The 23,711-nt window shown below is 69.0% G+C and carries 20 protein-coding genes; 9 read left to right on the top strand and 11 right to left on the bottom strand.

Translation table 11 applies throughout. The features are described 5' to 3' along the window. Positions 1-89 precede the first annotated feature (89 nt). Positions 90-599 (top strand): cyclic nucleotide-binding domain-containing protein, encoded by a 510-nt coding sequence (locus MNI96_RS07800; protein ID WP_249691865.1) that lies wholly within the window; start codon positions 90-92, stop codon positions 597-599. 73 nt (positions 600-672) lie between these two features. Here the strand turns inward: MNI96_RS07800 and MNI96_RS07795 are convergent, their stop codons facing one another. The 5 genes from MNI96_RS07795 to MNI96_RS07775 form a co-directional block, all read right to left on the bottom strand. Beyond that, complete coding sequence (locus MNI96_RS07795; protein ID WP_249691863.1) at positions 673-1,095, bottom strand: organic hydroperoxide resistance protein; 423 nt, start codon at positions 1,093-1,095, stop codon at positions 673-675. A 173-nt stretch (positions 1,096-1,268) separates the two neighbouring features. Beyond that, positions 1,269-2,165 (bottom strand): protein-methionine-sulfoxide reductase heme-binding subunit MsrQ, encoded by an 897-nt coding sequence (gene msrQ / locus MNI96_RS07790; protein WP_249691861.1) that lies wholly within the window; start codon positions 2,163-2,165, stop codon positions 1,269-1,271. A gap of 766 nt (positions 2,166-2,931) precedes the next feature. Further along, complete coding sequence (leuD, locus tag MNI96_RS07785) at positions 2,932-3,537, bottom strand: 3-isopropylmalate dehydratase small subunit (protein ID WP_249691859.1); 606 nt, start codon at positions 3,535-3,537, stop codon at positions 2,932-2,934. A 29-nt stretch (positions 3,538-3,566) separates the two neighbouring features. Then, positions 3,567-4,517 (bottom strand): N-acetyl-gamma-glutamyl-phosphate reductase, encoded by a 951-nt coding sequence (gene argC, locus MNI96_RS07780; RefSeq protein ID WP_249691857.1) that lies wholly within the window; start codon positions 4,515-4,517, stop codon positions 3,567-3,569. 142 nt (positions 4,518-4,659) lie between these two features. Then, positions 4,660-5,247, bottom strand: a complete 588-nt coding sequence (locus MNI96_RS07775; RefSeq protein ID WP_249691855.1) for a peroxidase-related enzyme — start codon at positions 5,245-5,247, stop codon at positions 4,660-4,662. Positions 5,248-5,491: 244 nt separating this feature from the next. Between MNI96_RS07775 and MNI96_RS07770 the strand changes: the two genes are divergently transcribed. Both MNI96_RS07770 and MNI96_RS07765 read left to right on the top strand, forming a co-directional pair. Further along, on the top strand, positions 5,492-10,288 hold the full coding sequence (locus MNI96_RS07770; RefSeq protein WP_249691853.1) for an NAD-glutamate dehydrogenase: 4,797 nt from the start codon (positions 5,492-5,494) through the stop codon (positions 10,286-10,288). Beyond that, positions 10,285-11,712: an MFS transporter gene (locus MNI96_RS07765; RefSeq protein ID WP_249691851.1), complete on the top strand. Its 1,428-nt coding sequence runs from the start codon at positions 10,285-10,287 to the stop codon at positions 11,710-11,712. The genes MNI96_RS07770 and MNI96_RS07765 overlap by 4 nt, the downstream gene beginning before the upstream one ends. 71 nt (positions 11,713-11,783) lie before the next feature. Here MNI96_RS07765 and typA read toward each other — a convergent pair whose 3' ends face one another. Further along, positions 11,784-13,607, bottom strand: coding sequence for a translational GTPase TypA (typA, locus tag MNI96_RS07760; protein WP_249691849.1), 1,824 nt, complete (start codon positions 13,605-13,607; stop codon positions 11,784-11,786). Positions 13,608-13,776: 169 nt separating this feature from the next. Here typA and MNI96_RS07755 point away from each other — a divergent pair, with 169 nt between their 5' ends. The 4 genes from MNI96_RS07755 (at position 13,777) to folK (ending at position 17,119) form a co-directional block, all read left to right on the top strand. Continuing rightward, positions 13,777-14,262, top strand: a complete 486-nt coding sequence (locus tag MNI96_RS07755) for a MarR family winged helix-turn-helix transcriptional regulator (protein WP_249691848.1) — start codon at positions 13,777-13,779, stop codon at positions 14,260-14,262. After that, complete coding sequence (locus MNI96_RS07750; protein WP_249691847.1) at positions 14,259-15,587, top strand: multidrug effflux MFS transporter; 1,329 nt, start codon at positions 14,259-14,261, stop codon at positions 15,585-15,587. Before MNI96_RS07755 ends, MNI96_RS07750 begins: the two co-directional genes overlap by 4 nt. 150 nt (positions 15,588-15,737) lie before the next feature. Beyond that, positions 15,738-16,613, top strand: a complete 876-nt coding sequence (folP, locus tag MNI96_RS07745; protein WP_249691846.1) for a dihydropteroate synthase — start codon at positions 15,738-15,740, stop codon at positions 16,611-16,613. Then, positions 16,610-17,119: a 2-amino-4-hydroxy-6-hydroxymethyldihydropteridine diphosphokinase gene (folK, locus tag MNI96_RS07740; protein ID WP_249691844.1), complete on the top strand. Its 510-nt coding sequence runs from the start codon at positions 16,610-16,612 to the stop codon at positions 17,117-17,119. Before folP ends, folK begins: the two co-directional genes overlap by 4 nt. Before the next feature lie 15 nt (positions 17,120-17,134). Here folK and MNI96_RS07735 read toward each other — a convergent pair whose 3' ends face one another. Beyond that, positions 17,135-18,055 (bottom strand): prephenate/arogenate dehydrogenase family protein, encoded by a 921-nt coding sequence (locus tag MNI96_RS07735; protein WP_249691842.1) that lies wholly within the window; start codon positions 18,053-18,055, stop codon positions 17,135-17,137. A 62-nt stretch (positions 18,056-18,117) separates the two neighbouring features. Continuing rightward, positions 18,118-19,239, bottom strand: a complete 1,122-nt coding sequence (gene hisC / locus MNI96_RS07730) for a histidinol-phosphate transaminase (RefSeq protein ID WP_249691840.1) — start codon at positions 19,237-19,239, stop codon at positions 18,118-18,120. A 352-nt stretch (positions 19,240-19,591) separates the two neighbouring features. Between hisC and metX the strand changes: the two genes are divergently transcribed. Both metX and metW read left to right on the top strand, forming a co-directional pair. Beyond that, positions 19,592-20,821, top strand: a complete 1,230-nt coding sequence (metX, locus tag MNI96_RS07725) for a homoserine O-acetyltransferase MetX (protein WP_249691838.1) — start codon at positions 19,592-19,594, stop codon at positions 20,819-20,821. Beyond that, positions 20,818-21,504 carry a methionine biosynthesis protein MetW gene (metW, locus tag MNI96_RS07720; protein WP_249691835.1) on the top strand — a complete coding sequence of 229 codons (687 nt, stop codon included), beginning with the start codon at positions 20,818-20,820 and terminating at the stop codon, positions 21,502-21,504. Before metX ends, metW begins: the two co-directional genes overlap by 4 nt. On the opposite strand, the gene MNI96_RS07715 is transcribed toward metW, so the two are convergent. The 3 genes from MNI96_RS07715 to MNI96_RS07705 form a co-directional block, all read right to left on the bottom strand. Further along, on the bottom strand, positions 21,437-22,294 hold the full coding sequence (locus tag MNI96_RS07715) for a class I SAM-dependent methyltransferase (RefSeq protein ID WP_249691833.1): 858 nt from the start codon (positions 22,292-22,294) through the stop codon (positions 21,437-21,439). The two genes, metW and MNI96_RS07715, sit on opposite strands and share 68 nt — an antisense overlap. A gap of 159 nt (positions 22,295-22,453) precedes the next feature. After that, complete coding sequence (locus MNI96_RS07710) at positions 22,454-22,993, bottom strand: MarR family winged helix-turn-helix transcriptional regulator (RefSeq protein WP_249691831.1); 540 nt, start codon at positions 22,991-22,993, stop codon at positions 22,454-22,456. Positions 22,994-23,003: 10 nt separating this feature from the next. Next, on the bottom strand, positions 23,004-23,507 hold the full coding sequence (locus MNI96_RS07705; protein WP_249691829.1) for a flavin reductase family protein: 504 nt from the start codon (positions 23,505-23,507) through the stop codon (positions 23,004-23,006). Between the last annotated feature and the right edge of the window lie 204 nt (positions 23,508-23,711).

The following is a 23,711-nucleotide window of genomic DNA, read 5'->3' as shown; positions in this document are numbered from 1 at the left end:
TCGGCCCGCCGGCCCGCGCAAACGGTTTCCGGGCTTGTGCAAATCGCCGCCTTCGGCGTAATGCTCAAGGCATGAGTCTCGTCCGGGATATGGAATTGTTGCGCCAGGTGCCCTTGCTCGCCGAGTTCCCGGACGAGCAGATGCGCCTGCTCGCCTTCTCGGCCGAGAACGTCTCCTATCGCGACGGCGAGGTACTGTTCATCGCGGGCGAGCGCGCCGATGCCGGCCTTGTGGTCGCCAGCGGCGAGGTGCTGCTGGAAGGCGCCGATGAGGAGCGCAAGGAACTCGGCACCTTCGGCCCCGGCAGCCTGATCGGCGAGACCGCGCTGCTGGTCGAGACGCGCCGCCCGGCCCGTGCCGTCGCCGTCGGCCCGACCGAGGTGATCCGCATCCGCCGGGCGCTGTTCAAGCGCATGCTGCAGGAATTCCCCGATATCGCCACCCGCCTGTTCGAATCGCGGGCGGGCCGCTTCCGCGCCACCGTCGGCGCACTTGCCCGTGTCGGCACCGTGCTGGAGCAGCTGGAGCGCGAGCACGTCGCCTTTCGCGAGTCCCGCCGCCGCGCCGTCCCGCAGGACGACGGCGGCGACGAGAGCTGAGGGCAAGGTCGGAAAAACCCGACCACGGCTCCGGGCGGGGCCGTTTCAGGCCCCGGTCGTGGAGCGTCCGGCCTTACTTCACGTTCAGAGTGACCGGGATGTTGCCGCGCGTTGCGTGCGAATAGGGGCACACCACATGCGCCTTTTCCACCAGCGTCTGCGCCTCGGTCCTGTCGAGGCCCGGCACGGTGATGTTCAGCGTCACGGCGATGCCGAAGCCGGTGCCGTCGTCGCGCGGGCCGATGCCCACATCCGCGGCGACCTGCGTCTCTTCCGACAGCTTCAGCTTCTGCTGGCCGGCGACGAACTTCATCGCGCCCAGGAAACAGGCCGAATAGCCGGCCGCAAACAGCTGCTCCGGATTGGTGCCGGCACCGCCGTCGCCGCCGAGTTCCTTCGGCGTCGAAAGGGTCACCTCGAGGCGGTTGTCGTCGGACTTGGCGTTGCCGGTGCGCCCGCCGGTGGCGGAGGCGTGAGCGGTGTAGAGAATGGCCATGTCGATCTCCTTTGCATGTGCGTCGGTGCGTTGCCGAGTATGGCTCGGTGCCGACCCCTATATAGGCGTAAGTTAGATCGCGCACAATATAATTGTGTGCGATTTATTTTTGTCGCCCGATCCGTCGCAAAGCCTTTCCGGGAAAAATGGCGGAAATCTGCCGCTGGAGCGGATCAGCCGCGCCCTGCCGCGCCTTGGGCGGCCGCCTGCCGCGCGCGGGAGCCGAGCCTCAAGACCAGCGGCAGGGCGGCAATAGTGAGCATCACGCCGAACACCCACCAGGCCGGGCGGATCGAGTAGCGGAAGTCGAGATTGGCGGCGAGCACCCGCTCGGCCGGCACCCCGGTCGCCAGCGCGTACCACAGGTACTCGATGCCGGCGGTGGCGAGGCCGGCGAAGACGGCGATCCCTGCCAGCACCAGCGGCGAGGCCAGCCTCAGGCCGATCTTCTGGACGATGCGGCAGGCGAACAGCGCCATCAGGAAACCGGCCATCAGCACCGCCTCGGTCACGTCCGCCTTCGATTGCAGGAAGAAGTGGACCGCCGCCAGCACCGCGATAGCGTAGGTCAGCCGGTGCAGCCGGTGCCAGGTCTGGCCCATCCGGCGGATCGCCCCGTCGGTCGAGGTCGCGGCAAGCGCCAGCAGGCCGACGAGCGCGACGAAGCCGATGGTGAGATAAACCCGCAGCACGATCTCGCTCGCGACCTTGGCAAGGTCGAAGGACTGGTCGACGACATAGAGGCCGAGATGCGCCAGCGCGTAGCCGGCCGCGGCAAGGCCCAGCATGCGGCGGATGCCGATGAGCTTGCCCCAGCCCGACACCCGCCGCAGCGGGCTCACCAGCAGCGACAGCAGCAGGAAGCGGATCGCCCAGTCGCCGGTGCCGTGCAGCACTTCCGTGACCGGTTTGGCGCCGAGCGTACCGGCAAGAAGCCCGTAGGCGAGATGCGCGCCGGGCGCCAGGATCGCAAGGAACACGGCAAGCCCGAGCGGCGAGAACCGCCCATTGCGCTCCCGCCACGGGATATAGGCCCGATAGGCCGGGGTTCTGGTTCCGGATACCTGCATTTCGCCGTCCATTCGCTCGGCCCCGCCCATGCGGCGGGCACCCGTCACCGGACACATAGTCCTTCGCAAGGTGCAGGTCGCGGCACGCCTGTTCAAGCCTTGGTGAGGCCGCCGTGCACCGGCGTGAGGAAAAGCCCCGTTTGCGCCGGCGGGCGAACCTCCAAGGGAAGGCGCGCCCCGCCTCCCCTCCGCCGTAAACCCCATCCGCAGGATGTCATCCCGGTTTCGGCGAAGCCGAAGACCGGGAACCAGTAACCCCGAACGATTGAGCCCGCGCCGCAGCGGTGCCGCGGATGACCCTCGCCAAGGCTCCTTCGCGCCGTCCCCCGCCCCGGCGGATACTGGATACCTGCCTGCGCAGGTATGACGGCGGAGGGTGGAACACGCGTCGCCCGCCTCACACCCACTGAGGGCACCAATGGTTCCGGTTCTGCGCTGCGCTGGACCGGGATGACCTCCGAGAGGATAGCAGCACCTCACATCCTCTCGGCCGTCACCCCGGCCAAGGCGAAGCCGCGCGCCGGGGCCCATTCGTTCCCAGAGCGGTGGCGACGACGCGCACCCTCCCGTCTTCCTCCCAGACGCACACCTCTCCCGGCGTCCTCCCGGGCAAGCGAAGCGCGACCCGGGACCGGCGAGCCGAGGGCCTCTCGACAGCGCTCCCCCAACAGACCCCCAAAACAAAAGGGCCGACGCAAGCGCCAGCTCTTCACAACAAAAGGGCCGGCGCACGCGCCGGCCCTTTCTTATGAAAAACGCTCCGCCCTCAGATCCAGGGGCGCTCGCCCTCGACCTTGGTCTCGAAGGCGCCGATGGACTGGGCCTTTTCCATCGTCAGGCCGATGTCGTCGAGACCGTTCATCAGGCAGTGCTTGCGGAACGGGTCGATGTCGAAGCCGATGGAGCCGCCGTCCGGGCCGCGGATCTCCTGGGCTTCCAGGTCGACCGTCAGCGTCGCGTTGGCACCGCGCTTGGCGTCGTCCATCAGCTTGTCGAGGTCTTCCTGGCTCACCACGATCGGCAGAATGCCGTTCTTGAAGCAGTTATTGTAGAAAATGTCGGCGAAGCTCGTCGAGATCACGCAGCGGATGCCGAAGTCGAGCAGCGCCCACGGCGCGTGCTCGCGGCTCGAGCCGCAGCCGAAATTGTCGCCGGCAACCAGGATCTGCGCCTTGCGATAGGCCGGCTGGTTCAGCACGAAATCCGGGTTCTCGGCGCCGTCGTCCAGCGTCCGCATCTCGTGGAACAGCGCCGAACCGAGGCCGGTGCGCTTGATCGTCTTGAGGAACTGCTTCGGGATGATCATGTCCGTGTCGATGTTGATGATCGGCAGCGGCGCGGCGACCCCGGTCAGCGTGGTGAATTTCTCCATGGGCGTTTCTCCTGCGAAAACGGACGCGATCAGGCGGCGAGGCTCGTGGCGGCGTCGACACCGAGCATCAGGTTGAGATTCTGCACGGCGGCACCCGAGGCGCCCTTGCCGAGATTGTCGTAAACGGCCATCAGCACCACCTGCGCCCGCGCGTCGTTGGCGAAGACATGCAGGCGCATCCGGTTGGTGCCGTTGAAGGTCTCCGGGTCGAGGTCCGGCGCCTTGTCGGAGCCGCTGAGCGGCGCGACATCGACGAAGGAGTCCTGCAGCGCGCCGTAATGCACCTCCAGCGCGGCGTGGATCTCGGCCCCCGTCGGCGCCTTGGCGAGGCCTTCAAGGCGCAGCGGCACCGCCGTCACCATGCCTTGCGCGAAATTGCCGACCGCCGGCACGAAGATCGGCGTTGCGGCAAGCCCGGCAAAGCGCGTCATCTCCGGCAGGTGCTTGTGGTTGAGGCTCAGCGCGTAAGGCAGGAAGGCCGGCTTGGCCGCCCCTTCCGCCTCGTAGGCCTCGATCATCTGCCGCCCGCCGCCGGAATAGCCGGAGATGGCGTTGACCGTCACCGGATAATCGGCCGGCAGCAGCCCGGCATCGATCAGCGGCCGCAGGCAGGCGATCACCCCTTGCGGATAGCAGCCCGGATTGGCGACGCGCTTCGAGGCGGCGATCGCCGCGCCCTGCCCGGCCGTCATCTCGGCGAAGCCGTAGTCCCAGCCCTCGGCCACCCGGTGCGCCGTCGAGGCGTCGATCACCCGCGTGGTGTCGTTCTCGATCAGGGCGACGCTCTCGCGCGCCGCATCGTCCGGCAGGCAGAGGATCGTCACGTCGCAGGCGTTGAGCAGTTCGGCGCGCGCGCCAAGGTCCTTGCGCCGCTCCGGCGCGATGGACAGCAGCTCAAGGTCGCGGCGACGGGCAAGGCGCTCGCGGATCTGCAGACCCGTCGTGCCGGCTTCGCCGTCGATGAACACTTTCGCGACCATGGCTCGTCTCCTTGAAAAGAAAGACCCTGCCGACCCGCGGAAAAGCTCCGCCGGCCGGCACGGGCTTGCGTTCTACACCAGGGCGGTGCCCCTTGTCATGTGGCAGGGCGCATGTCGGCGCGATCTGCGCGCGCCGATTGCCTCACGCCTTCGCCGGCTGGCGCGCCATCGCGTGATAGTCCGGATTTGGACGCATGTCGGTTGCCGATGCCATCCGGTTCGACATGTTGAAGAAGGAGGCGACCGCCGCAATGTCCCAGATGTCCCGGTCGGAAAAGCCGGCATCGCGCAAGCCCTGCCGGTCGTCCTCCAGGATCTCGGCCGGCCGCTCGGTCAGCTTCACCGAAAAGTCGAGCATCGCCCGGTGCCGCGGCGACAGCTCGGCGACGCGGTAGTTCATCACCATCAGCTCGCCCAGCTCCGGATCGCCGGACAGCTGGCGCACCGCCGCGCCATGCGCCGTCAGGCAGTAGAAGCAGCGGTTCACCGCCGACACCGCCACGGCGATCATCTCGCGCTCCAGCTTGCTGAGGCCGCTGTCGGCCAGCATCAAGTCATTGTACATCTGGGTGAAGGCGGAGAGCTTCGCCTCGCTGAACGCATAGGCCGCGAGCACGTTCGGCACCATGCCGAGCTTCTCGCGGCACTTGTCGAAATAAGCGCGCGTCGCCTCGCTGAGCTCGCCCTCGTCCTCGATCGCCAGCGCGATCGGCCGCTCCGTTGCGTTCATGTCATGCTCCTCCCTTACATCTTGCGGCGATCTCGGTAAGCCCTTCCGAATTCGGACACCTTTGACCGATAGCGGTGAATCCGGTTCGGGAAAGGATTCCCTCGCGCTCCTACTCGCTCTAGCATGCCGTGCTACCGGCGGCGACCGCGGGACGCACCCCGCGCCAGCCATGTCCGGTGCAAACACGAGAACCGGGCGCGATCGAACGAGAACCGATCAACATGACCCGGATGGTGGGGGACCAATGCCCGAAGCACGTGAGCAAGCAAAAGCCCGACTGATCGACACGGTGGTCGCGGCGCTCGAGCCCGAGATCGGGGAGTTCGCGCGCGCCCTGTTCGCCCGGGGCGCGGCCGAGGATGTCGTCAGCTATCCGGCGGCGGACCTCGTCGCCCTCGCCCGCACCGCCTGGGCCGAGATGGCGACCCATCCGCTCGGCACCCACCGCATCCACATCTACAACCCCGCCTCCGCCGGCGAGGACAGCCGCGCCGACGAGATCACCGTCGTCGAGATCTTCAACGACAACATGCCGTTCCTGGTCGATTCGGTGATGGGTGAGCTGCAGGCGAACGGCCTGGAGGCCCGCCTCGTGCTGCACCCGATCCTCGCGGTCGAGCGCGACGCCGACGGCCGCCTCCTCGCCTGCCGCGGCACGGCCAAGGCGAAGACCGAGGGCGAGCGCCGCGAGAGCGTCATCCACATCCATGTCGGGCGGATCGATGCCAGCATCGAGCGCGAGCAGCTGGCCGAGCGCCTCGATCAGGTGATGAAGGACGTGCGCGCCGCCGTCACCGACTGGAAGCCGATGCGCGAGCGCCTCGCCGCCGCCATCGCCACCTACAAGAACACCCCGCCGCCGGTGCCGGTCGACGAGCTCGCCGAGGCGATCCAGTTCCTGGAATGGCTCGCCGCCGACAACTTCACCCTGCTCGGCATGCGCGAATATTATTTCGAGGGCGGCGTCGCGGAGGGCGAGCTGTCGCACCGCCGCGGCTCGGGCCTCGGCCTGCTCGCCGATCCGGCCGTGCGCGTCCTGCGCCGCGGCTCGGAATTCGTCGTCATCACGCCGGAAATCCGCGAGTTCCTGATGAAGCCGGAGCCGCTGATCGTCTCCAAAGCCAACGTCAAGAGCCGGGTCCACCGCCGCGTCCATATGGACTATGTCGGCGTCAAGCTGTTCGACGACAGCGGCGAGCTCGCCGGCGAGCTGCGCATCGTCGGCCTGCTCACCGCCACCGCCTATACCCTCACCACCGGCAGCATTCCCTTCCTGCGGCGCAAGGTCGACAGCGTGCTGGCGCGGGCCGGCTACGATCCGGAGAGCCATTCGGGCCGCGCGCTGACCAACGTGCTGGAGAGCTATCCGCGCGACGAGCTGTTCCAGATCGACCCGGACCTGCTCTACCATTTCGCCCTCGCCATCCTGCAGCTGGACGAGCGCCCGCGCATCCGCGTGCTCGCCCGCCGCGACCGCTTCGACCGGTTCGTGTCGATCCTGTGCTACGTGCCGCGCGACCGCTACACGACCGAGGTGCGCCTGAAGATCGGCGCCTATCTCGCCAAGGTCTATGACGGCCGCCTCTCGGCCTGGTACGTCACCTATCCCGAAGGCCCGCTCGCCCGCGTCCACTTCATCGTCGGCCGCGACAGCGGCGAGACGCCCGATCCGTCCCAGGAGGATCTGGAGCAGGCGGTCGCCGGCATCGTCCGCACCTGGGCCGACGGCTTCCGCGAGGCGCTGCGCACGGCCTATGGCGGCAACAAGGCGCTGGAAAAGGCCGCCCGCTATGCGGATGCCTTCCAGGCCGGCTACCGTGAGGTCTATGGCGGCGAGACGGCGCTGGAGGACATCCGCATCGTCGAGAAGCTGAGCGAGGCGTCCGACACCGCCCTCGCCTTCTCCCGCCGGCCGCAGGACGCGCCCAACCGCGTCGTGCTCAAGGTCTATCACCACCTGGTGCCGATCCCGCTGTCGGCCCGCGTGCCGATCCTGGAGAACATCGGCTTCAAGGTGATCAACGAGCGCACCTACCGCATCACCCCGGCGGACCGGCCGCTCGCCTATCTGCACGAGCTGTCGCTGGAGCCGGCGGGCGGCGGCGACATCGACCTCACCGACGACCTGCGCGGCCGGCTGGAGGCGATCTTCCTGGCGATCTGGCGCGGCCAGGCGGAGTCCGACGGCTACAACGCATTGGTGCTCAATGCCGGGCTCGCCTGGCGCGACATCGCCATGCTGCGCGCCCTGTCGCGCTACCTGCGCCAGGCCGGCATCCGTTTTTCCGAGGACTACATGTGGCGGACGCTGAACCGCTACAGCGATGTCGCCGCCCGGCTGGTCGGGCTGTTCCACCTGCGCTTCGATCCCGACCTCGACAGCGCCGATCGCTCGTTGGGCGCGGCCCGGGTCGAGCAGGAGATCACCGACGCGCTCGACAAGGTCGACAGCCTCGACGACGACCGCATCCTGCGCCGCTTCGGCAATGTCATCGCTGCGATGCTGCGCACCAACTTCTTCCAGCTCGACGCCCATGGCCAGCCGAAGCCGACCTTCGCCTTCAAGCTGGATCCGCAGCGCATCGAGGAACTGCCGCTGCCGCGGCCCTTCCGCGAGATCTTCGTCTACAGCCCGCGGGTCGAGGGCGTGCACCTGCGCTTCGGCAAGGTGGCGCGCGGCGGCCTGCGCTGGTCCGACCGGGCGCAGGACTTCCGCACCGAGGTGCTGGGCCTCGTCAAGGCGCAGCAGGTGAAGAACGCGGTGATCGTGCCGGTCGGCGCCAAGGGCGGCTTCGTGCCCAAGCTGCTCCCCGAGGGCGGCAGCCGCGACGAGGTCTTCGCCGAAGGCACCAAGGCCTACAAGATCTTCATCTCCTCGCTGCTCGACGTCACCGACAACCTGTCGGGCGACAAGGTCTGGGCGCCCGAGCGCGTGGTACGCCACGACGAGGACGACCCCTATCTGGTCGTCGCCGCCGACAAGGGCACCGCGACCTTCTCCGACACCGCCAACGGCATCTCGGAGAGCCGCAACTTCTGGCTGGGCGATGCCTTCGCCTCCGGCGGCTCGGCCGGCTACGACCACAAGAAGATGGCGATCACCGCGCGCGGCGCCTGGGAAGCGGTCAAGCGGCACTTCCGCGAGATGAACCGCGACATCCAGAACGAGCCCTTCACCGTCGCCGGCGTCGGCGACATGTCGGGCGACGTCTTCGGCAACGGCATGCTGCTGTCGAAGCAGATCCGCCTGGTCGCCGCCTTCGACCATCGCGACATCTTCCTCGATCCCGATCCGGATGCGGCCGCGAGCTGGGAGGAGCGCAAGCGCGTCTTCGACCTCGGCCGCTCCTCGTGGAACGACTACAACGCCGCCCTGATCTCGGAAGGCGGCGGCATCTTCTCGCGCCAGGCCAAGTCGATCCCGCTGTCGCCGCAGGCGCAGGAGATGCTCGGCCTTTCCAAGGCCAAGGCGACGCCCCAGGAGGTGATGAACGCCATCCTGAAGATGAAGGTCGACCTGCTGTGGTTCGGCGGCATCGGCACCTATATCCGCTCCGCGCAGGAGAGCGATGCGGATGTCGGCGACCGGGCCAACGACGCGATCCGCGTCACCGCCGACCAGGTCGGGGCCAGGGTCATCGGCGAGGGCGCCAATCTCGGCATGACCCAGCTCGCCCGCATCGCCTTCAACCGGCGCGGCGGCCGCAGCAACTCCGACGCCATCGACAACTCCGCCGGCGTCAACTCCTCCGACATGGAGGTCAACATCAAGATCGCGCTCGGCGCCGCCGTGCGGGCAAACCGCCTGTCCGTCGCCGATCGCAACGTGCTGCTGGCGGCGATGACCGACGAGGTCGCCGACCTGGTGCTGCGCAACAACTACCTGCAGACGCTGGCGATCAGCCTGACGGAAGCGCGCGGCATGGAGGATTTCGGCTACCAGCGGCGGATGATGCGCCAGCTCGAGCAGGCCGGCCTGCTCGACCGCACGGTCGAGCAGCTGCCCGACGAGGCGGCCCTCGACGAACTCGCCGCCAGCGAGGCCGGGCTCACCCGCGCCGAGATCGGCGTGCTGCTCGCCTATGCCAAGATCACCCTGTTCGACCGGCTGCTCGACAGTTCGGTGCCGGACGACAGCTATCTCGCCCGCGAGCTCTTCCGCTACTTCCCGCCCGAAATGCAGGACGCCTATGCGGCGGAGATCGAGGGGCACCGGCTGCGGCGCGAGATCATCTCGACGATGCTCGCCAACTCGATGATCAACCGCGGCGGGCCGACCTTTCTCACCCGCATCGCCGACCAGACCGGAGCCGACCCGGCGCAGATCGCCCAGGCCTTCGCCGCCGTGCGCGACGCCTACGGCCTCACCGCCCTCAACGGCGAGATCGACGCGCTCGACACCCTGGTCGACGGCCAGATCCAGCTCGGCCTCTACCGCGCGGTGCAGGACCTGGTGCTGGAACAGACCGTCTGGTTCCTGCGCAACGTCACCTTCGAGGGCGGGCTGCAGTCCATCGTCACCCGCTTCGGCAGCGGCATCGACACGCTGGCGCCGGTGCTGGCCGGCGTGGTGCAGCCGGCGCTCAAGGCCGAGATCGAGGCGGAGACGCAGCGCCTGTGCAATGCTGGAGTTCCCGATCCGCTGGCCGCCCGCATCGCCCGCCTGCCGGTCGAGGCCGAGCTGCCGGACATCGTGCTGATCGCCGAGCAGACCGGGCGCGAGCTCACCGATGTCGCCGAGGTGTTCTTCCGCGTCGCCGGCCACTTCCGCCTCGGCGCCATGGAGGCCAAGGCGCGCAGCCTGAAGATCTCCGACTACTATGACGGTCTGGCGCTCGACCGGGCCCGGGCGACGCTGGCCGGCGCCCATCGCGACGTTACCGGCGAGGCGCTGGCCGCCGGCGGCTTCGACGCCTGGCTCGCCGCCAACGAGGCGCGCGTTGCGCGCACCGCACGGGCGGCCGGCGAGATCATCGAGGGGGACCTCTCCGTGTCGAAATTCTCCGTCGCCGCGGGCCTGCTCGCCGAGCTCGCCGGATGAGCGCATCGCCTGCCGCCGCCGAACTGGCCGGGGATGCGCACGCCGCGCGCCCCGGCAAGGGCGCCCTGTTGCCGCCGCGCCGGGGCGCGGTCGCCAGCTGGCTGTTCTTCGACTGGGCGGCCCAGCCCTTCTTCACGCTGGTCACCACCTTCGTCTTCGCCCCCTATTTCGCCTCCGCGCTCGCCGCAACGCCGGCGCAAGGCCAGGCGCTGTGGGGCTATGCCACCGCAGCGGCCGGGCTCTCCATCGCCCTGCTCGCGCCCGTGCTCGGCGCCATCGCCGACCGCACCGGCGCACGCAAGCCGTGGATCGCCGCTTTCTCGCTGCCGCTGCTCGTCGGCTCCGCCGCCCTGTGGTTCGCCGTGCCGGGCGAGCCCTGGGCCATCGCCATCGCGCTTGTCGGCTTCGCCGTCGCGACGCTGGGCGTCGAATTCGCCACCGTCTTCACCAATGCGATGATGCCGGACCTGGTGCCCCGCGCCCGGCTCGGCCGGCTGTCGGGCAACGGCTGGGCGCTCGGCTATGCCGGCGGCCTCGTCTCGCTGGTCATCGCCCTCGGTCTGATGGCGTCGAACCCGCAGACCGGATTGACGCTGCTGGGACTGGAGCCGATCTTCGGCCTCGACCCGGCGACCCGCGCCGGCGACCGGGCCTCCGGCCCGTTCTCGGCGCTCTGGTATCTCGTCTTCGTGCTGCCGCTGTTCCTCCTGGTGCCCGACGTGCCGCGGCGGCAGGTCGCGCTGGGCGCCGCCGTGCGCCAGGGCCTTGCCGATCTGGCCGCCACCTTGCGCGAGGCGCGCGCCGACCGCCGCATGGTCCTCTTCCTCGCCGCCAACATGGTCTACAAGGACGGCTTGGTCGCGCTCTTCGCCTTCGGCGGCATCTACGCCGCCGGCGTGCTCGGGTGGTCCTCCATCGAGATCGGCACGTTCGGCATCCTGCTGACCGTCACCGGCACGCTCGGCGCGGTGATCGGCGGCCGGCTCGACGACCGGCTCGGGCCGAAGCGGGTGATCGGCGGCGCCCTTCTCGTCCTGATCCTGTGCGGCCTCGGCCTCGTTTCGGTCGACCGGGACACGGTGTTCTTCGTCGTCGAGGCGAGCCCGGCCGGGCCGGGAGCGGGCCTCTTCTCCAGCCTGCCGGAACAGGTCTTCCTGGTACTCGGCGGCATTCTCGGCGCGGCCGCCGGTCCCTTGCAGGCGGCCTCGCGCACGCTGCTGGTGCATGTCTCGCCGCCCGGCGCGATGACCCGCTATTTCGGTCTCTTCGCGCTCTCGGGCAAGGTGACGAGCTTCCTCGCCCCGCTGCTGGTCGGCCTCGTCACCGCCGCCACCGCCAGCCAGGCGGCCGGCATGGCGGTGATCCTGGTGTTCTTCGCCGCCGGCCTTGCCCTGCTGTCGCGGGTTGCCGACCGGCCGGCCTGACCGTTCCCGAAATGCAAACGGGCGGGGTTTCCCCCGCCCGCTCGAAAGACATCCACTAACCTTGCGACGTATCAGGCGCTCTGCTTGGTCGCCGCACGCTCCGCGCGCTTGCGGTCATGCGGATCGAGCAGCGCCTTGCGCAGGCGGATGGTCTTCGGCGTCACCTCGACCAGCTCGTCGTCGTTGATGTAGGAGAGCGCCGCTTCCAGCGACAGGCGGATCGGCGTCGTCAGCCGCACCGCCTCGTCCTTGCCGGCCGCGCGCACGTTGGAGAGCTGCTTGCCCTTCAGCACGTTGACCTCGAGGTCGTTGCCGCGCGTGTGCTCGCCGATCAGCATGCCGCGATAGACCTTGACGCCCGGATCGATCAGCATCGGGCCGCGGTCTTCCAGGTTGAACAGCGCATAGGCCACCGCCTCGCCGTCGCCGTTGGAGATCAGCACGCCGGTGTGACGGCCGGCGATCTCGCCCTTGTACGGCGCGTAGTCGTGGAACAGGCGGTTGAAGATCGCCGTGCCGCGCGTGTCCGACAGCAGTTCCGACTGGTAGCCGATCAGGCCGCGGGTCGGGGCGTGGAACACCAGCCGGGTGCGGCCGGCGCCCGACGGGCGCATCTCGAGCAGGTCGGCCTTGCGCTCCGACAGCTTCTGCACGACGACGCCGGAATGCTCCTCGTCGACGTCGATGATGACTTCCTCGATCGGCTCCAGCCGCTCGCCGTTCTCGCCGGTGCGGAACACCACGCGCGGACGGCCGACGCACAGCTCGAAGCCCTCGCGGCGCATGTTCTCGATCAGGATCGCCAGCTGCAGTTCGCCGCGGCCCGAGACGATAAAGGCATCGGCCTCGGTGCTGTCCTCGATCTTCAGCGCGACGTTGCCCTCGGCCTCGTCCATCAGCCGCTTGCGGATGACGCGCGACTGCACCTTGTCGCCTTCCGTGCCGGCCAGCGGGCCGTCATTGACGCGGAAGGTCATCGACAGGGTCGGCGGATCGATCGGCTGGGCCGGCAGCGCCTCGGTGTATTCCGGCGCGCAGATCGTGTCGGAAACCGTCGCCTCGCTCAGGCCCGAGATCGAGATGATGTCGCCGGCGACGCCCTTTTCGATCGGCTGGCGCTCCAGGCCGCGGAAGGCCAGCACCTTGGAGATGCGGCCGGTCTCGACCAGCTTGCCGTCGCGCGACAGCGCCTTGACCGCCATGTTCGGCACCGCCTCGCCCGAGACGATGCGCCCCGTGAGAATGCGGCCGAGGAACGGGTTGGCCTGCACCGTCGTCGCCAGCATGCGGAAGGCGCCCGGCTCCGCCTTCGGCGGCTGGATATGGGCGCGGACCAGCTCGAACAGCGGGTCCATGGACTCCTTCGGACCCTCCGGCTCCTTCGCCATCCAGCCCTGCTTGGCCGACCCGTAGAGCACCGGGAAGTCCAGCTGCTCCTCGTTGGCGTCGAGCGCGGCAAAGAGGTCGAACACCTCGTCCAGCACCTCTTCGGCGCGCTGGTCCGGCTTGTCGATCTTGTTGATCGCGACGATCGGGCGAAGGCCGAGCTTCAACGCCTTGCCGAGCACGAACTTGGTCTGCGGCATCGGCCCTTCGGCCGCGTCGACCAGGAGCACCACGCCGTCGACCATGTGCAGGATGCGTTCCACCTCGCCGCCGAAATCGGCGTGGCCGGGCGTGTCGACGATGTTGATGCGGGTGTCGCCGTGGGTCAGCGAGGTGACCTTGGCGAGAATGGTGATGCCACGCTCCCGCTCGAGGTCGTTGGAATCCATCATCCGCTCTTCCGTGCGCTGGTTGTCGCGGAAGGCGCCCGACTGCTTCAGCAGCACGTCGATCAGGGTGGTCTTGCCATGATCGACGTGCGCGATGATGGCGATGTTGCGCAAGTCCATGTTCGGGCTGCTCCGGAAATGACAACGCGGGCCCACCGGGACCCGCGGATTTTCGCGCCCTCTATAACCGCAGAGCCGGATTCTTGCAACGCAGCATTACGCAGGGCCGGCTTGACAGGCGCGCGGGACGAGTGCATTTAATAAGGCAACCATATTATCTGGAAAGCTTATGGAACCCGATCTTCCGACCCGGCCGCTCGGCTTTCTCGTCGGCGACATCGCCCGGCTTTTGCGCCGCCGCTTCGAGAAGGCGCTGGCTGAGGCCGACACCGGCCTCACCGCCGGCGAGGCCCGCACCCTCGCCTTCGTCGAGCACTATCCCGACCAGCGCCAGGGCGCCCTGGCCGAGCGGTTCGGCGTCGAGCCGATGACCATGTGCGGGTTTCTCGACCGGCTGGAAAATGCCGGCCTCGTCGCGCGCCGCCCCGACCCGTCCGACCGGCGGGCCAAGCTCGTCGCGCTGACGGCGGCGGCCGAGCCGGTGCTCGACCGCATCCATGCCGAGGCGGTGGCGATCCGCCGCGCCGCCCTTGCCGGCATGAACCGGCAGGAGATGGACGCCATCTACGCCCTGCTGGAGCGCATGCACGCCAACCTTCACGCCTCGACCGACCAGACGTCCGATCACAAGACAGACCAACCGGAGCGCTCATGAGCAGCACCGCCGCATCCGCCGTTTCCGAGGCGATGGACAAGCTTCCCCCACTCGATCCCGCCCTCGCCCCCGGCGCCCCGCGCGCCCGGACCGGGCGGCCGGCGCCGCCGGAGGGCGGCCCGATCATGAGCGAGATGCGCACCTCGCTGCTCGGCGCCGCGCTCGTCGCCATCGGCCCGATCACCATGGCCCTCTACACCCCGGCCATGCCGGTGCTGGCCGAGGCCTTCGGCACCTCGCAGTCGATGATCAAGCTGACGCTGACCGCCTATTTCGCCGGCTTCGCGCTGACCCAGCTGATCTGCGGGCCCCTGACCGACGCCTTCGGCCGCCGTCCGGTGACCCTGGCCTTCCTGGTGCTCTATCTGGCCTCCACCGTGGTCGCGACCTTCGCCCCCACCATCGAGTGGATGATCGTCGCCCGCACCCTGCAGGGCATCGGCGCCTCGGTCGGCGTCGCCGTCTCGCGCGCCATCGTCCGCGACCAGTTCACCGGCCAGACCTCGGCCCGCATCATGAACACCATCGCCATGATGCTGGCGATCGGCCCGGCGCTCGCCCCCACCATCGGCGGCGTCACGCTGGAGCTGTTCGGCTGGCGCGAGATCTTCTGGGCCATGCTGATCTACGGCTTCGTCCTGCTCGTGGTGACCCAGGTCTCGTTCCGCGAGACCAACCCCTATATCGACCGCGCCAACCTGCGGCCGCGGGTGCTCCTGCACAATTACGCGACGCTGCTGCGCGACCCGCGCTACATGCAGCCCAGCCTGCTGGTCGGCTTCGGCATCGGCACCATCTACACCCTCGCCTCGGTGCTGCCCTTCGTCCTGATCGACCATGTCGGCCTGACGCCCAGCCAGTTCGGCTTCGGCATGATGGTCCAGTCCGGCTCGTTCATCTCCGGCACCATCGTCACCGGCTTCGCCATGCGCCGGGTCGATGCCATGCGCCTGCTGCCCTTCGGCATGACCGGCATGGTCGTCGCCGCCTCGGCCCTGCTCGCCTCGCTGACCCTGATGCCGCCGACCTTCCTCGGGGTGATGCTGCCGGTCGGAGCCTTCGCCTTTTCGCTGGCCATGTCGCTGCCCTCCACCACCAGCGCGGCGCTGCAGGGCTTCCCGCGCATGGCCGGAGCGGCCTCCGCGCTGATGGGCTTCCTGCAGTTCGGCGCCGGCCTGCTCGGCAGCCTGATCATCGCCGCCCTCGGCAATCCGCTGCTCGGCATCATCCTGGTGCCCCCTGCAATGCTGTTCATCGCGGTCGCCTCCTACCTGCTGCTCGGCCGGGTCAATGCCCGCCGGGTTGCCGCCGCCGGCCAGGGCTGAAATCCACCGCGACCCTTGACGCGATTGGGCCTTGACGCGGCGGGGCGAACGGCGCAAGACCGCGGCGGAAACGGTTGTTCCGGTCGCAGTCTCGGCCGTGCGCGGGCCGGGGCATCACGCCAGGCCGGGACACGAGACCGGGGCAGACGAATGACATCACCTCGCGGGGACGCACCCCCTTCGCCGGCCGCCGATGCACGGGCGCCTCGCCTTCTGCGCCACAGCCGCGGCGCGGTGCCGCTCGACCGGCCGCGGGTGATGGGCATCCTCAACATCACGCCGGACTCCTTTTCCGACGGCGGCCGCTTCCTCGCCCGCGACGATGCCCTGTCCAGCGCCCGGCGGATGATCGCCCATGGCGTCGACGTGATCGACATCGGCGCCGAAAGCACCCGGCCGAATGCCGAGCCGGTCTCGGCCGAGGAGGAATGGCGCCGCCTCGCCCCCGTGCTGGCCGACGTCGTCGCCCTCGGTGCGCCGGTCTCCATCGACACCTACAAGGCCGACATCGCCGCCAGGGCCTGCGCCCTCGGCGCCGTCGTCGTCAACGATGTCTGGGGCCTGCAGAAGGATCCGGCGATGGCCGAGACGGTCGCCGAGGCCGGCGCCGCCGTGATCATGATGCACAACCGCGAGCGCGCGGATCCGGATATCGACATCCTCGCCGACATCGACCGCTCCTTCGAGCGCTCCATGGAGATCGCCGCCCGCGCCGGCATCCCGGCGGAGCGGCAGATGCTGGATCCGGGCATCGGCTTCGGCAAGACCCAGGACCAGAGCTACAAGGTGGTCAACCGGCTGGAGCATTTCGCCCGCCACGGCCTGCCGCTGCTGGTCGGCGCCTCGCGCAAGCGCCTGATCGGCGCGGTGCTGGATGTGGACACCGAGGACCGGCTCTACGGGTCCCTTGCCCTGCACACCATCGCCTTCCTCAAGGGCGCGGCCATGGTCCGCGTCCACAATGTCCAGCCGCATGTCGATGCCGCCCGCATCGCCCATGCCACCATGAGCGAGCACGTGGGATGAGCACCGCACAGAGAAAGACCCTGGTGCGCGCCGCGCTCGGCCTGGGGTCCAATGTCGGCGACACGCTGGCCAACCTGGAGGCGGCCCTCGCCGCGCTGGCCGCAACGCCGGGCATCGTCGTGGTCGCCCGCTCCTCCGACTACCGCACCCCGCCCTGGGGTCCTGTGCCGCAGGACGACTACCGCAATGCCTGCGCGGTGATCGAGACCCGGCTGTCGCCGCGCGACCTGCTCGACCGCTGCCTGGAGGTCGAGCGCAGCCTCGGCCGCGTCCGCGACGTCCGCTGGGGGCCGCGCGTCATCGACATCGACGTGCTGATCTACGGCGAGGAGCGGATCGAGGAGGACGGCCTGACCATCCCGCATCCGCGCATGGGCGAACGCGCCTTCGTGTTGGTGCCGCTGGCCGAGATCTGGCCGGACGCGCCGGTCGGCGACGGGCGCACGGCGCGCCAGGCGCTCGCCACCTGCCCGGGCCGCGACGAGATCCGCCCCATTCGCGACTGACCTGCAAAAACCCGTTTACCGCTTGGCGTCGCGGCCGAAGTTCGGCGCGTCGGTCTCCTGGCCCGCCTCGACGATGGACCGGCGGATGCCGCGCGTGCGGGTGAACAGCTCGAACAGCGCCTCGCCGTCGCCCCAGCGCACCGCCCGCTGCAGCGCCGACAGGTCCTCGGAAAAGCGCGACAGCATCTCCAGGATCGCGTCCTTGTTGTGCAGGCACACGTCGCGCCACATGGTCGGGTCGGAGGCCGCCAGCCGCGTGAAGTCGCGGAAGCCCGAGGCGGAATACTTGATGACCTCGGACTTTGTCACCGTCTCCAGGTCGTCGGCGGTGCCGACGATGTTGTAGGCGATGATGTGCGGCACATGCGAGACGATGGCCAGCACCAGGTCGTGATGCTCGGCATCCATCGTGTCGACCATCGAGCCGCAGGCCCGCCAGAAGGCCGACAGCCGCTCCAGCGCCGCCGGATCGGTGCCCGGCACCGGCGTCAGGATGCACCAGCGGTTGCGGAACAGCTCGGCAAAGCCCGCATCCGGCCCCGAATGCTCGGTGCCGGCGATGGGGTGGCCGGGGATGAAATGCACCCCGTCCGGCAGGTGCGGCGCCATCTGCCGCACCACGGAGGCCTTGGTCGAGCCGACATCGGTGACGATGGCGCCGGGCGCGAGCGCCGGAGCGATCCATTTCGCCACCGCCTCGCTCGCGCCCACCGGCACGCACAGGATGACGAGATCGGCACCGTTCACCGCCTCAGCGGCATCAAGATGATAGCTGTCGCCGAGCCCCAGTTCCTCGGCCCGGCGCAGCGTCTGCTCCGAGCGGGTGGAAATGGCGATCTCCTCGGCCAGCCCCTCGCGCCGCGCCGCATGCGCGATGGAGGAACCGATGAGGCCGATGCCGATCAGGGCAAGGCGGCGGAATTTCGGATCTGACATGAAAACGGCCTGACACTTGCGGTTCCCGCGCGCCGTGGCGCGGGACCCGTCGCCGTGGCGCCTCAGCGCCCGGCGAGGAACTCCTTCAGCACCGAGACGACCTCGCGGTTGGCCTCCTCGCTGCCGATCGACATGCGCAGCGCGTTGGGCAGTCCGTAGGCACCCACCGCCCGCAGCACGCATCCGCGCGCGCTCAGATAGGCATCGGCTTCCGCCGCGGTGCGGCCCGGCTCCTCGGGGAAGTGGATCAGCACGAAATTGCCGACGCTCGGCGTGACCTGAAGGCCCAGCGCCGCCACTTCCTGGCTCACCCAGTCCAGCCACTTGTCGTTATGCGCGACGGCGGTCTCCAGGAAGGCGCGGTCGCGCACGGCGGCGATGCCGGCGGCCTGCGAGGCGGCGGAAACGTTGAACGGCCCGCGCACCCGGTTCAGCGCGTCGATCACATGCGCCGGGCCGTAGGCCCAGCCGATGCGCAGCGCCGCCAGACCGTAGATCTTCGAGAAGGTGCGCGTCATCAGCACGTTGTCGGCCGTCGCCGCCAGCTCGACGCCGGCCTCGTAGTCGTTGCGGCGCACATACTCTGCATAGGCCGCATCCAGCACCAGCAGTACGTTGGACGGCAGGCCGGCATGCAGCCGGCGGATCTCGTCGAACGGCAGGTAGGTGCCGGTCGGATTGTTCGGATTGGCGAGGAACACGACCTTGGTGCGCGGGGTCACCCGCGCCAGCAGCGCGTCGACATCCGTCGTCAGGTTCTGTTCCGGCGCGACGACCGGCGTGCCGCCGGCGGCCAGGATGGCGATCTTGTAGACCAGGAAGCCGTATTCGCTGTAGAGGCCCTCGTCGCCCGGGCCGATATAGGCGCGCGCCACCAGCTCCAGGATCTCGTCCGAGCCGTTGCCGCAGATCATCCGCTCCGGGTTCAGGCCGTAGACGTCGGCGATCGCCTCGCGCAGGCCCGTCGAGCCGCCGTCCGGATAGAGCTCCAGATGGCCGGCGCAGGCGCTGAAGGCCTCCACGGCGCGCGGGCTCGGGCCCAGCGGCGTCTCGTTGGAGGACAGCTTGTGGAGCTTCGCACCGCCCGTCGACTTGGTCCGGCCGGGCACGTAGGGAGCGATCTCCATGACGCCGGGGCGCGGCTCGGGACGGGACGGGGAACGGGGATCGGCGGTCGTCAGCATGGCCGAGATTTCCTGACTGCGGCGGTCTTGGCCGGCACACGGGCCGGCCTTGCGGGACTACCGTGTCGGCAACCAGGCCGGCACGGCGGAAGATCGGCCGGCACGCATGCCGGCCTTGCGGAAAAGACGGCCGGCGCCCGCGGAAAAAGGGGCGCCGGCCAGCGCATACTCATAGGCAGTAGGCCTGTCGAAAGCAAAAGAAAACATTGACGTTGCCCGGACGGGCTCCTACGTCTGCTGGTCCCCGCGGGCCGGCCCCCACAAGGGCGGAAACCGGCCCTCGCGAGACAATTTCGACCCCAGGCATCGCCGGCAAACCGCGCGAACGCCGCCAGGAGGATGTCCGGCACCGATGAGCAAGGACACGACCGCCGAAGAGACCCCGCCCGATCAGAGCCCACCGGAGCTGCGGGCAGCGCCGGCCAGCGAGGCCGACAATCCGTCGAGCCGCGTCGAGAGGTTCGGCGGCGACAAGGCGTTGCGGCTCGATTCCGGCACCGTGCTCGATCCCTGGCAGATCGCCTACGAGACCTATGGCACGCTGAACGCGGACCGCAGCAACGCGATCCTCGTCTGCCACGCCTTGACCGGCGACCAGTATGTCGCCTCGCCCAATCCGCTGACCGGCAAGCCCGGCTGGTGGTCGCTGCTCGTCGGCCCGGGCAAGCCGGTCGACACCGACCGCTTCTTCGTCATCTGCGCCAATGTGCTCGGCGGCTGCCTCGGCACCACGGGACCTGCCTCCACCAACCCGGCGACCGGCCGGCGCTGGGGCCTCGACCTGCCGCTGGTGACGATCCGCGACATGGTCCGCGCCCAGGCGGTGCTGCTCGACCATCTCGGCATCGAGACGCTGTTTTCCGTGGTCGGCGGCTCCATGGGCGGCATGCAGGTGCTGCAATGGGCGGTAAGCTATCCCGAGCGGGTGTTCTCCGCCGTGCCCATCGCCGCCGCCGCCCGCCATTCCTCGCAGAACATCGCCTTCCACGAGGTCGGCCGCCAGGCGGTGATGGCCGATCCCAACTGGTGCGGCGGGCGCTATTTCGAGCGTGGCGTGCGCCCGTCCAAGGGGCTCGCAGTGGCGCGCATGGCCGCCCACATCACCTATCTCTCCGACCCGGCGCTGCACCGCAAGTTCGGCCGCAACCTGCAGGACCGCGAGGCGATCACCTTCGGCTTCGACGCCGATTTCCAGATCGAGAGCTACCTGCGCCACCAGGGCATGACCTTCGTCGACCGGTTCGACCCCAACTCCTATCTCTATGTCACCCGGGCGATGGACTATTTCGACCTGGCCGCCGATTTCGGCGGCTCGCTGCCGCGCGCCTTCCTGCATTCGCCGACCCGGTTCTGCGTCATGTCCTTCACCTCCGACTGGCTGTTCCCCACCGCCGAGAGCAAGGCCGTGGTCAAGGCGCTGAACGCGGCCGCCGCCAACGTCTCCTTCGTCGAGGTGGAGAGCGACCGCGGCCACGATGCCTTCCTGCTCGACGAGCCGGAAATGTTCCGCACCGTGCTCGGTTTCCTGACCGGCGCGGCCCACGCCCGCGGGATCGCCCCGCCGGCAGGAGGTGCCGCATGAGCGTGACGACCATCACCACACCCGAGGCCGCGGTGGACGCGCCGCCCGTGCCGACGACCGCGCCGCAGACGGCCGGTGGCAGTGCGCGCGGCGACCACCGTCTCGTCGCCGATCTCGTCGCGCCCGGCTCGCGGGTTCTCGACATCGGCTGCGGCGAGGGCGAGCTGCTCGACCTGCTGATCCGCGAGAAGCAGGTGGACGGGCGCGGGTTGGAACTGTCGCAGGCCGGTGTCAACGCCTGCGTCGCCCGCGGCCTGTCCGTCGTCCAGGGCGACGCCGACCGCGACCTGTCGGACTATCCGGACAACGCCTTCGATTTCGTCATCCTCAGCCAGACCCTGCAGGCGACCTACGCGCCGCGCCGGGTGCTGGAGGAGCTGCTGCGCATCGGCTCCAACGTCATCGTGTCCTTCCCGAATTTCGGCTTCTGGCGCAACCGCCTGCAGCTTCTGTTCGGCGGCCGCATGCCGGTCACCGACTACCTGCCCTATTCCTGGTACGACACGCCGAACATCCACTTCTGCACCATCCGCGACTTCGTGCTCCTGTGCCAGGAGGCCGATGCCCGTATCGTCAAGTCGATGGCGCTGGATGCGGGCGGCCGCCCGGTCGGCTTCACCGCGCCCTGGTGGGTCTGGAACCTGATCGGCGAACAGGCCCTGTTCCTGCTGAAGCGCTCGTAGCAAGACCGGATCGCCCGAGGCCCGACCGCCTGAGGCCCGAGCCGGTGCGCCCATTCATGCCGGGCGCCGCGCCTTCCGGCACGAAGACCGGCCGCAGCGCCTTCATCAGCCGCGTCTCGCCGCCGGCCGGCGCGCCGCGGAACATCTGCTTCTCCGCCTCGATCACCAAGAGCCCGGCGAAGGCCGGCCACAGCCGGCGGCCGATCCGGTCCCAGGCCGGTGCGCTGCGCAGCACCAGCCGCGAGCGGGTCGGCGGCAGGCACAGCGCCTCGTCGCTTCCCGACGGGCGGAACTGGCAGGCGCGCAAGAGGCCCTCGATCTGTCCCCGCGAGAACGGCCGCCCGTAGCCGAAGGGCGAGATTTCCGAGCGCGCCCACAATCCCCGCCGGTTGGCGACGACGACGATCATTCGCCCGCCCGGCACCAGCACCCGCCAGATCTCGCGCAACAGCGCTTCCGCATCACCGCAATGGTCGAGGCAGTGGACGACGAGCACATTGTCGAAGACGTGATCGGGGAACGGCAGTTCGGTCTCGTCGACCAGCGTCGCCGAGTTGCGCCCGCCGCGCGGCCAGGCGACCACGCCCTGCGCCGCCGGCATCGCGGCGATGCACCGCTCCGCCTCCTCCAGATAGGGCCGCATGTACGGCGCGGCATAGCCGACCCCGAGCAGGGCGCGCCCTTTCAGGTCGGGCCAGCGGGCGCGGATCCGCGCGCCGACCAACACCCGCATCATCCGCCCGAGCGGCAGGTCGTAGAAGGTTCGCTGGTGCTGGACGTCGAGATACATGCTGACCCGCCTGAGGCAGACCCCGGCGGGGCGTGCGGGCTGATTGAACCCGTTGCGGCGTTTGGATGCAACAACGCAACTTTTCGGCATTTCGAGACGGAATTTTGCAAAATCCGTCTCAATTTCTGCAATATCCCTCAACGCATTGTAATTAAAGTATTATTTGTCGGAAAACTCATCAAAATCCACGGAAGGAGCGCCAGATCCCGCCCGTTCGATCAACCGCAGCAGGGCCCGGCGCAGCGTCTCGGTTTCCCCCTCGCCGATCGCCTCGACCAGCCGTGCCTGGTGCGCCTGCGCCTCGAGGATAAGTTCGTCGACATGCGCCTCGCCCGCCGGCGTCAGCCGCACCCAGACGCGGCGGCGGTCTTGCCCATCCGCCTGCCGTTCGACCAGCCCCTTGGCGACCAGCTTGTCGACGGTCTTGGAGATCGCCGGCTGGTTGGCAAGGCAGCTCTTCGCCAGCTCGCCGACGGTCAGCCCCTCGCCCGTCCCCTTCAGCGAGGCGAGGATGCGCCACACCGCCACCGGCACGCCGCGGGCCCGCACCTGCTCGTGGAATTCGGCGCTGGCAACGCTCGAGGCCCGCGCCAGCAGGTAGAGCAGATAGCCGTCGACGAAGCGCCCGGCTGCGGCGCCGGAAGCGCCTTCGCTCGGGCTGCCGGGGGACGGGCGGGCAGGTGCCGCAAGATCGGTCATTGCACGCCTCTCATTCGGGCAGGGCGGCCGACGGGCCGGCATAGCTCGGGGTTGCGTAGCGCCCCGAATGATAGAGCAGCGGCTCGCGGTCCGCATGGTCGAACGCCTCGACCCGCCCGAGGAAAACCAGGTGGTCGCCCCCTTCCACCCGGGTCTCGTTGAGGCACTCGAACACGGCGGTTACCCCCGCCAGCACCGGCACGCCGCACTGCCCCGGCTGCCAGGAAACTCCGGCGAAACGGTCCTCCACCGGCCGCGCGAACCGGTCGGACAGCGCCCGCTGATCGGAGGCAAGAATGTTGACCGCATAGTGCCGGGATCGCTCGAAAACGGCGAGATTCTGCGATTTTCGGGCAAGGCTCCACAGCACCATCGGCGGATCGAGCGAGACCGAGTTGAAGGAATTGGCCGTCAATCCGACCGGCCGGCCGGCCTCGTCCAGCGTGGTGACGATGGTGACGCCGGTGACGAACCGCCCGAGGGCGCTGCGGAAGCTGCGGTGATCGCTCATCATGGCCTGTCCTCGTGCCTTCGGCTTGCGGAATGCCGGCGAGCCGCGCCGGCAACAAGTTCATGCCTAAAAATATTCCTTTTCATACAATAACGAAATTGCTACGCTCCTCCAAGTTCTTTTCGCTTGCTGCGAAAATTGACCGCCCGACGCAACAAAACGTCGGACGGCACGGATCGGGCCGTGCCGGACGTCGGCGCGAAGCGA

Origin of the sequence: Stappia sp. WLB 29, assembly GCF_023507705.1 — a bacterium.
GTDB lineage: Bacteria > Pseudomonadota > Alphaproteobacteria > Rhizobiales > Stappiaceae > Stappia.
This window is presented reverse-complemented; position numbering and strand designations above follow the sequence as displayed.

Excerpts from the sequence above, each read along its gene's own strand:
- MNI96_RS07800 (WP_249691865.1), top strand. The coding sequence starts at position 90 with ATGGAATTGTTGCGCCAGGTGCCCTTGCTCGCCGAGTTCCCGGACGAG.
- MNI96_RS07795 (WP_249691863.1), bottom strand. The coding sequence starts at position 1,095 with ATGGCCATTCTCTACACCGCTCACGCCTCCGCCACCGGCGGGCGCACC.
- msrQ (WP_249691861.1), bottom strand. The coding sequence starts at position 2,165 with ATGCAGGTATCCGGAACCAGAACCCCGGCCTATCGGGCCTATATCCCG.
- leuD (WP_249691859.1), bottom strand. The coding sequence starts at position 3,537 with ATGGAGAAATTCACCACGCTGACCGGGGTCGCCGCGCCGCTGCCGATC.
- argC (WP_249691857.1), bottom strand. The coding sequence starts at position 4,517 with ATGGTCGCGAAAGTGTTCATCGACGGCGAAGCCGGCACGACGGGTCTG.
- MNI96_RS07775 (WP_249691855.1), bottom strand. The coding sequence starts at position 5,247 with ATGAACGCAACGGAGCGGCCGATCGCGCTGGCGATCGAGGACGAGGGC.
- MNI96_RS07770 (WP_249691853.1), top strand. The coding sequence starts at position 5,492 with ATGCCCGAAGCACGTGAGCAAGCAAAAGCCCGACTGATCGACACGGTG.
- MNI96_RS07765 (WP_249691851.1), top strand. The coding sequence starts at position 10,285 with ATGAGCGCATCGCCTGCCGCCGCCGAACTGGCCGGGGATGCGCACGCC.
- typA (WP_249691849.1), bottom strand. The coding sequence starts at position 13,607 with ATGGACTTGCGCAACATCGCCATCATCGCGCACGTCGATCATGGCAAG.
- MNI96_RS07755 (WP_249691848.1), top strand. The coding sequence starts at position 13,777 with ATGGAACCCGATCTTCCGACCCGGCCGCTCGGCTTTCTCGTCGGCGAC.
- MNI96_RS07750 (WP_249691847.1), top strand. The coding sequence starts at position 14,259 with ATGAGCAGCACCGCCGCATCCGCCGTTTCCGAGGCGATGGACAAGCTT.
- folP (WP_249691846.1), top strand. The coding sequence starts at position 15,738 with ATGACATCACCTCGCGGGGACGCACCCCCTTCGCCGGCCGCCGATGCA.
- folK (WP_249691844.1), top strand. The coding sequence starts at position 16,610 with ATGAGCACCGCACAGAGAAAGACCCTGGTGCGCGCCGCGCTCGGCCTG.
- MNI96_RS07735 (WP_249691842.1), bottom strand. The coding sequence starts at position 18,055 with ATGTCAGATCCGAAATTCCGCCGCCTTGCCCTGATCGGCATCGGCCTC.
- hisC (WP_249691840.1), bottom strand. The coding sequence starts at position 19,239 with ATGCTGACGACCGCCGATCCCCGTTCCCCGTCCCGTCCCGAGCCGCGC.
- metX (WP_249691838.1), top strand. The coding sequence starts at position 19,592 with ATGAGCAAGGACACGACCGCCGAAGAGACCCCGCCCGATCAGAGCCCA.
- metW (WP_249691835.1), top strand. The coding sequence starts at position 20,818 with ATGAGCGTGACGACCATCACCACACCCGAGGCCGCGGTGGACGCGCCG.
- MNI96_RS07715 (WP_249691833.1), bottom strand. The coding sequence starts at position 22,294 with ATGTATCTCGACGTCCAGCACCAGCGAACCTTCTACGACCTGCCGCTC.
- MNI96_RS07710 (WP_249691831.1), bottom strand. The coding sequence starts at position 22,993 with ATGACCGATCTTGCGGCACCTGCCCGCCCGTCCCCCGGCAGCCCGAGC.
- MNI96_RS07705 (WP_249691829.1), bottom strand. The coding sequence starts at position 23,507 with ATGATGAGCGATCACCGCAGCTTCCGCAGCGCCCTCGGGCGGTTCGTC.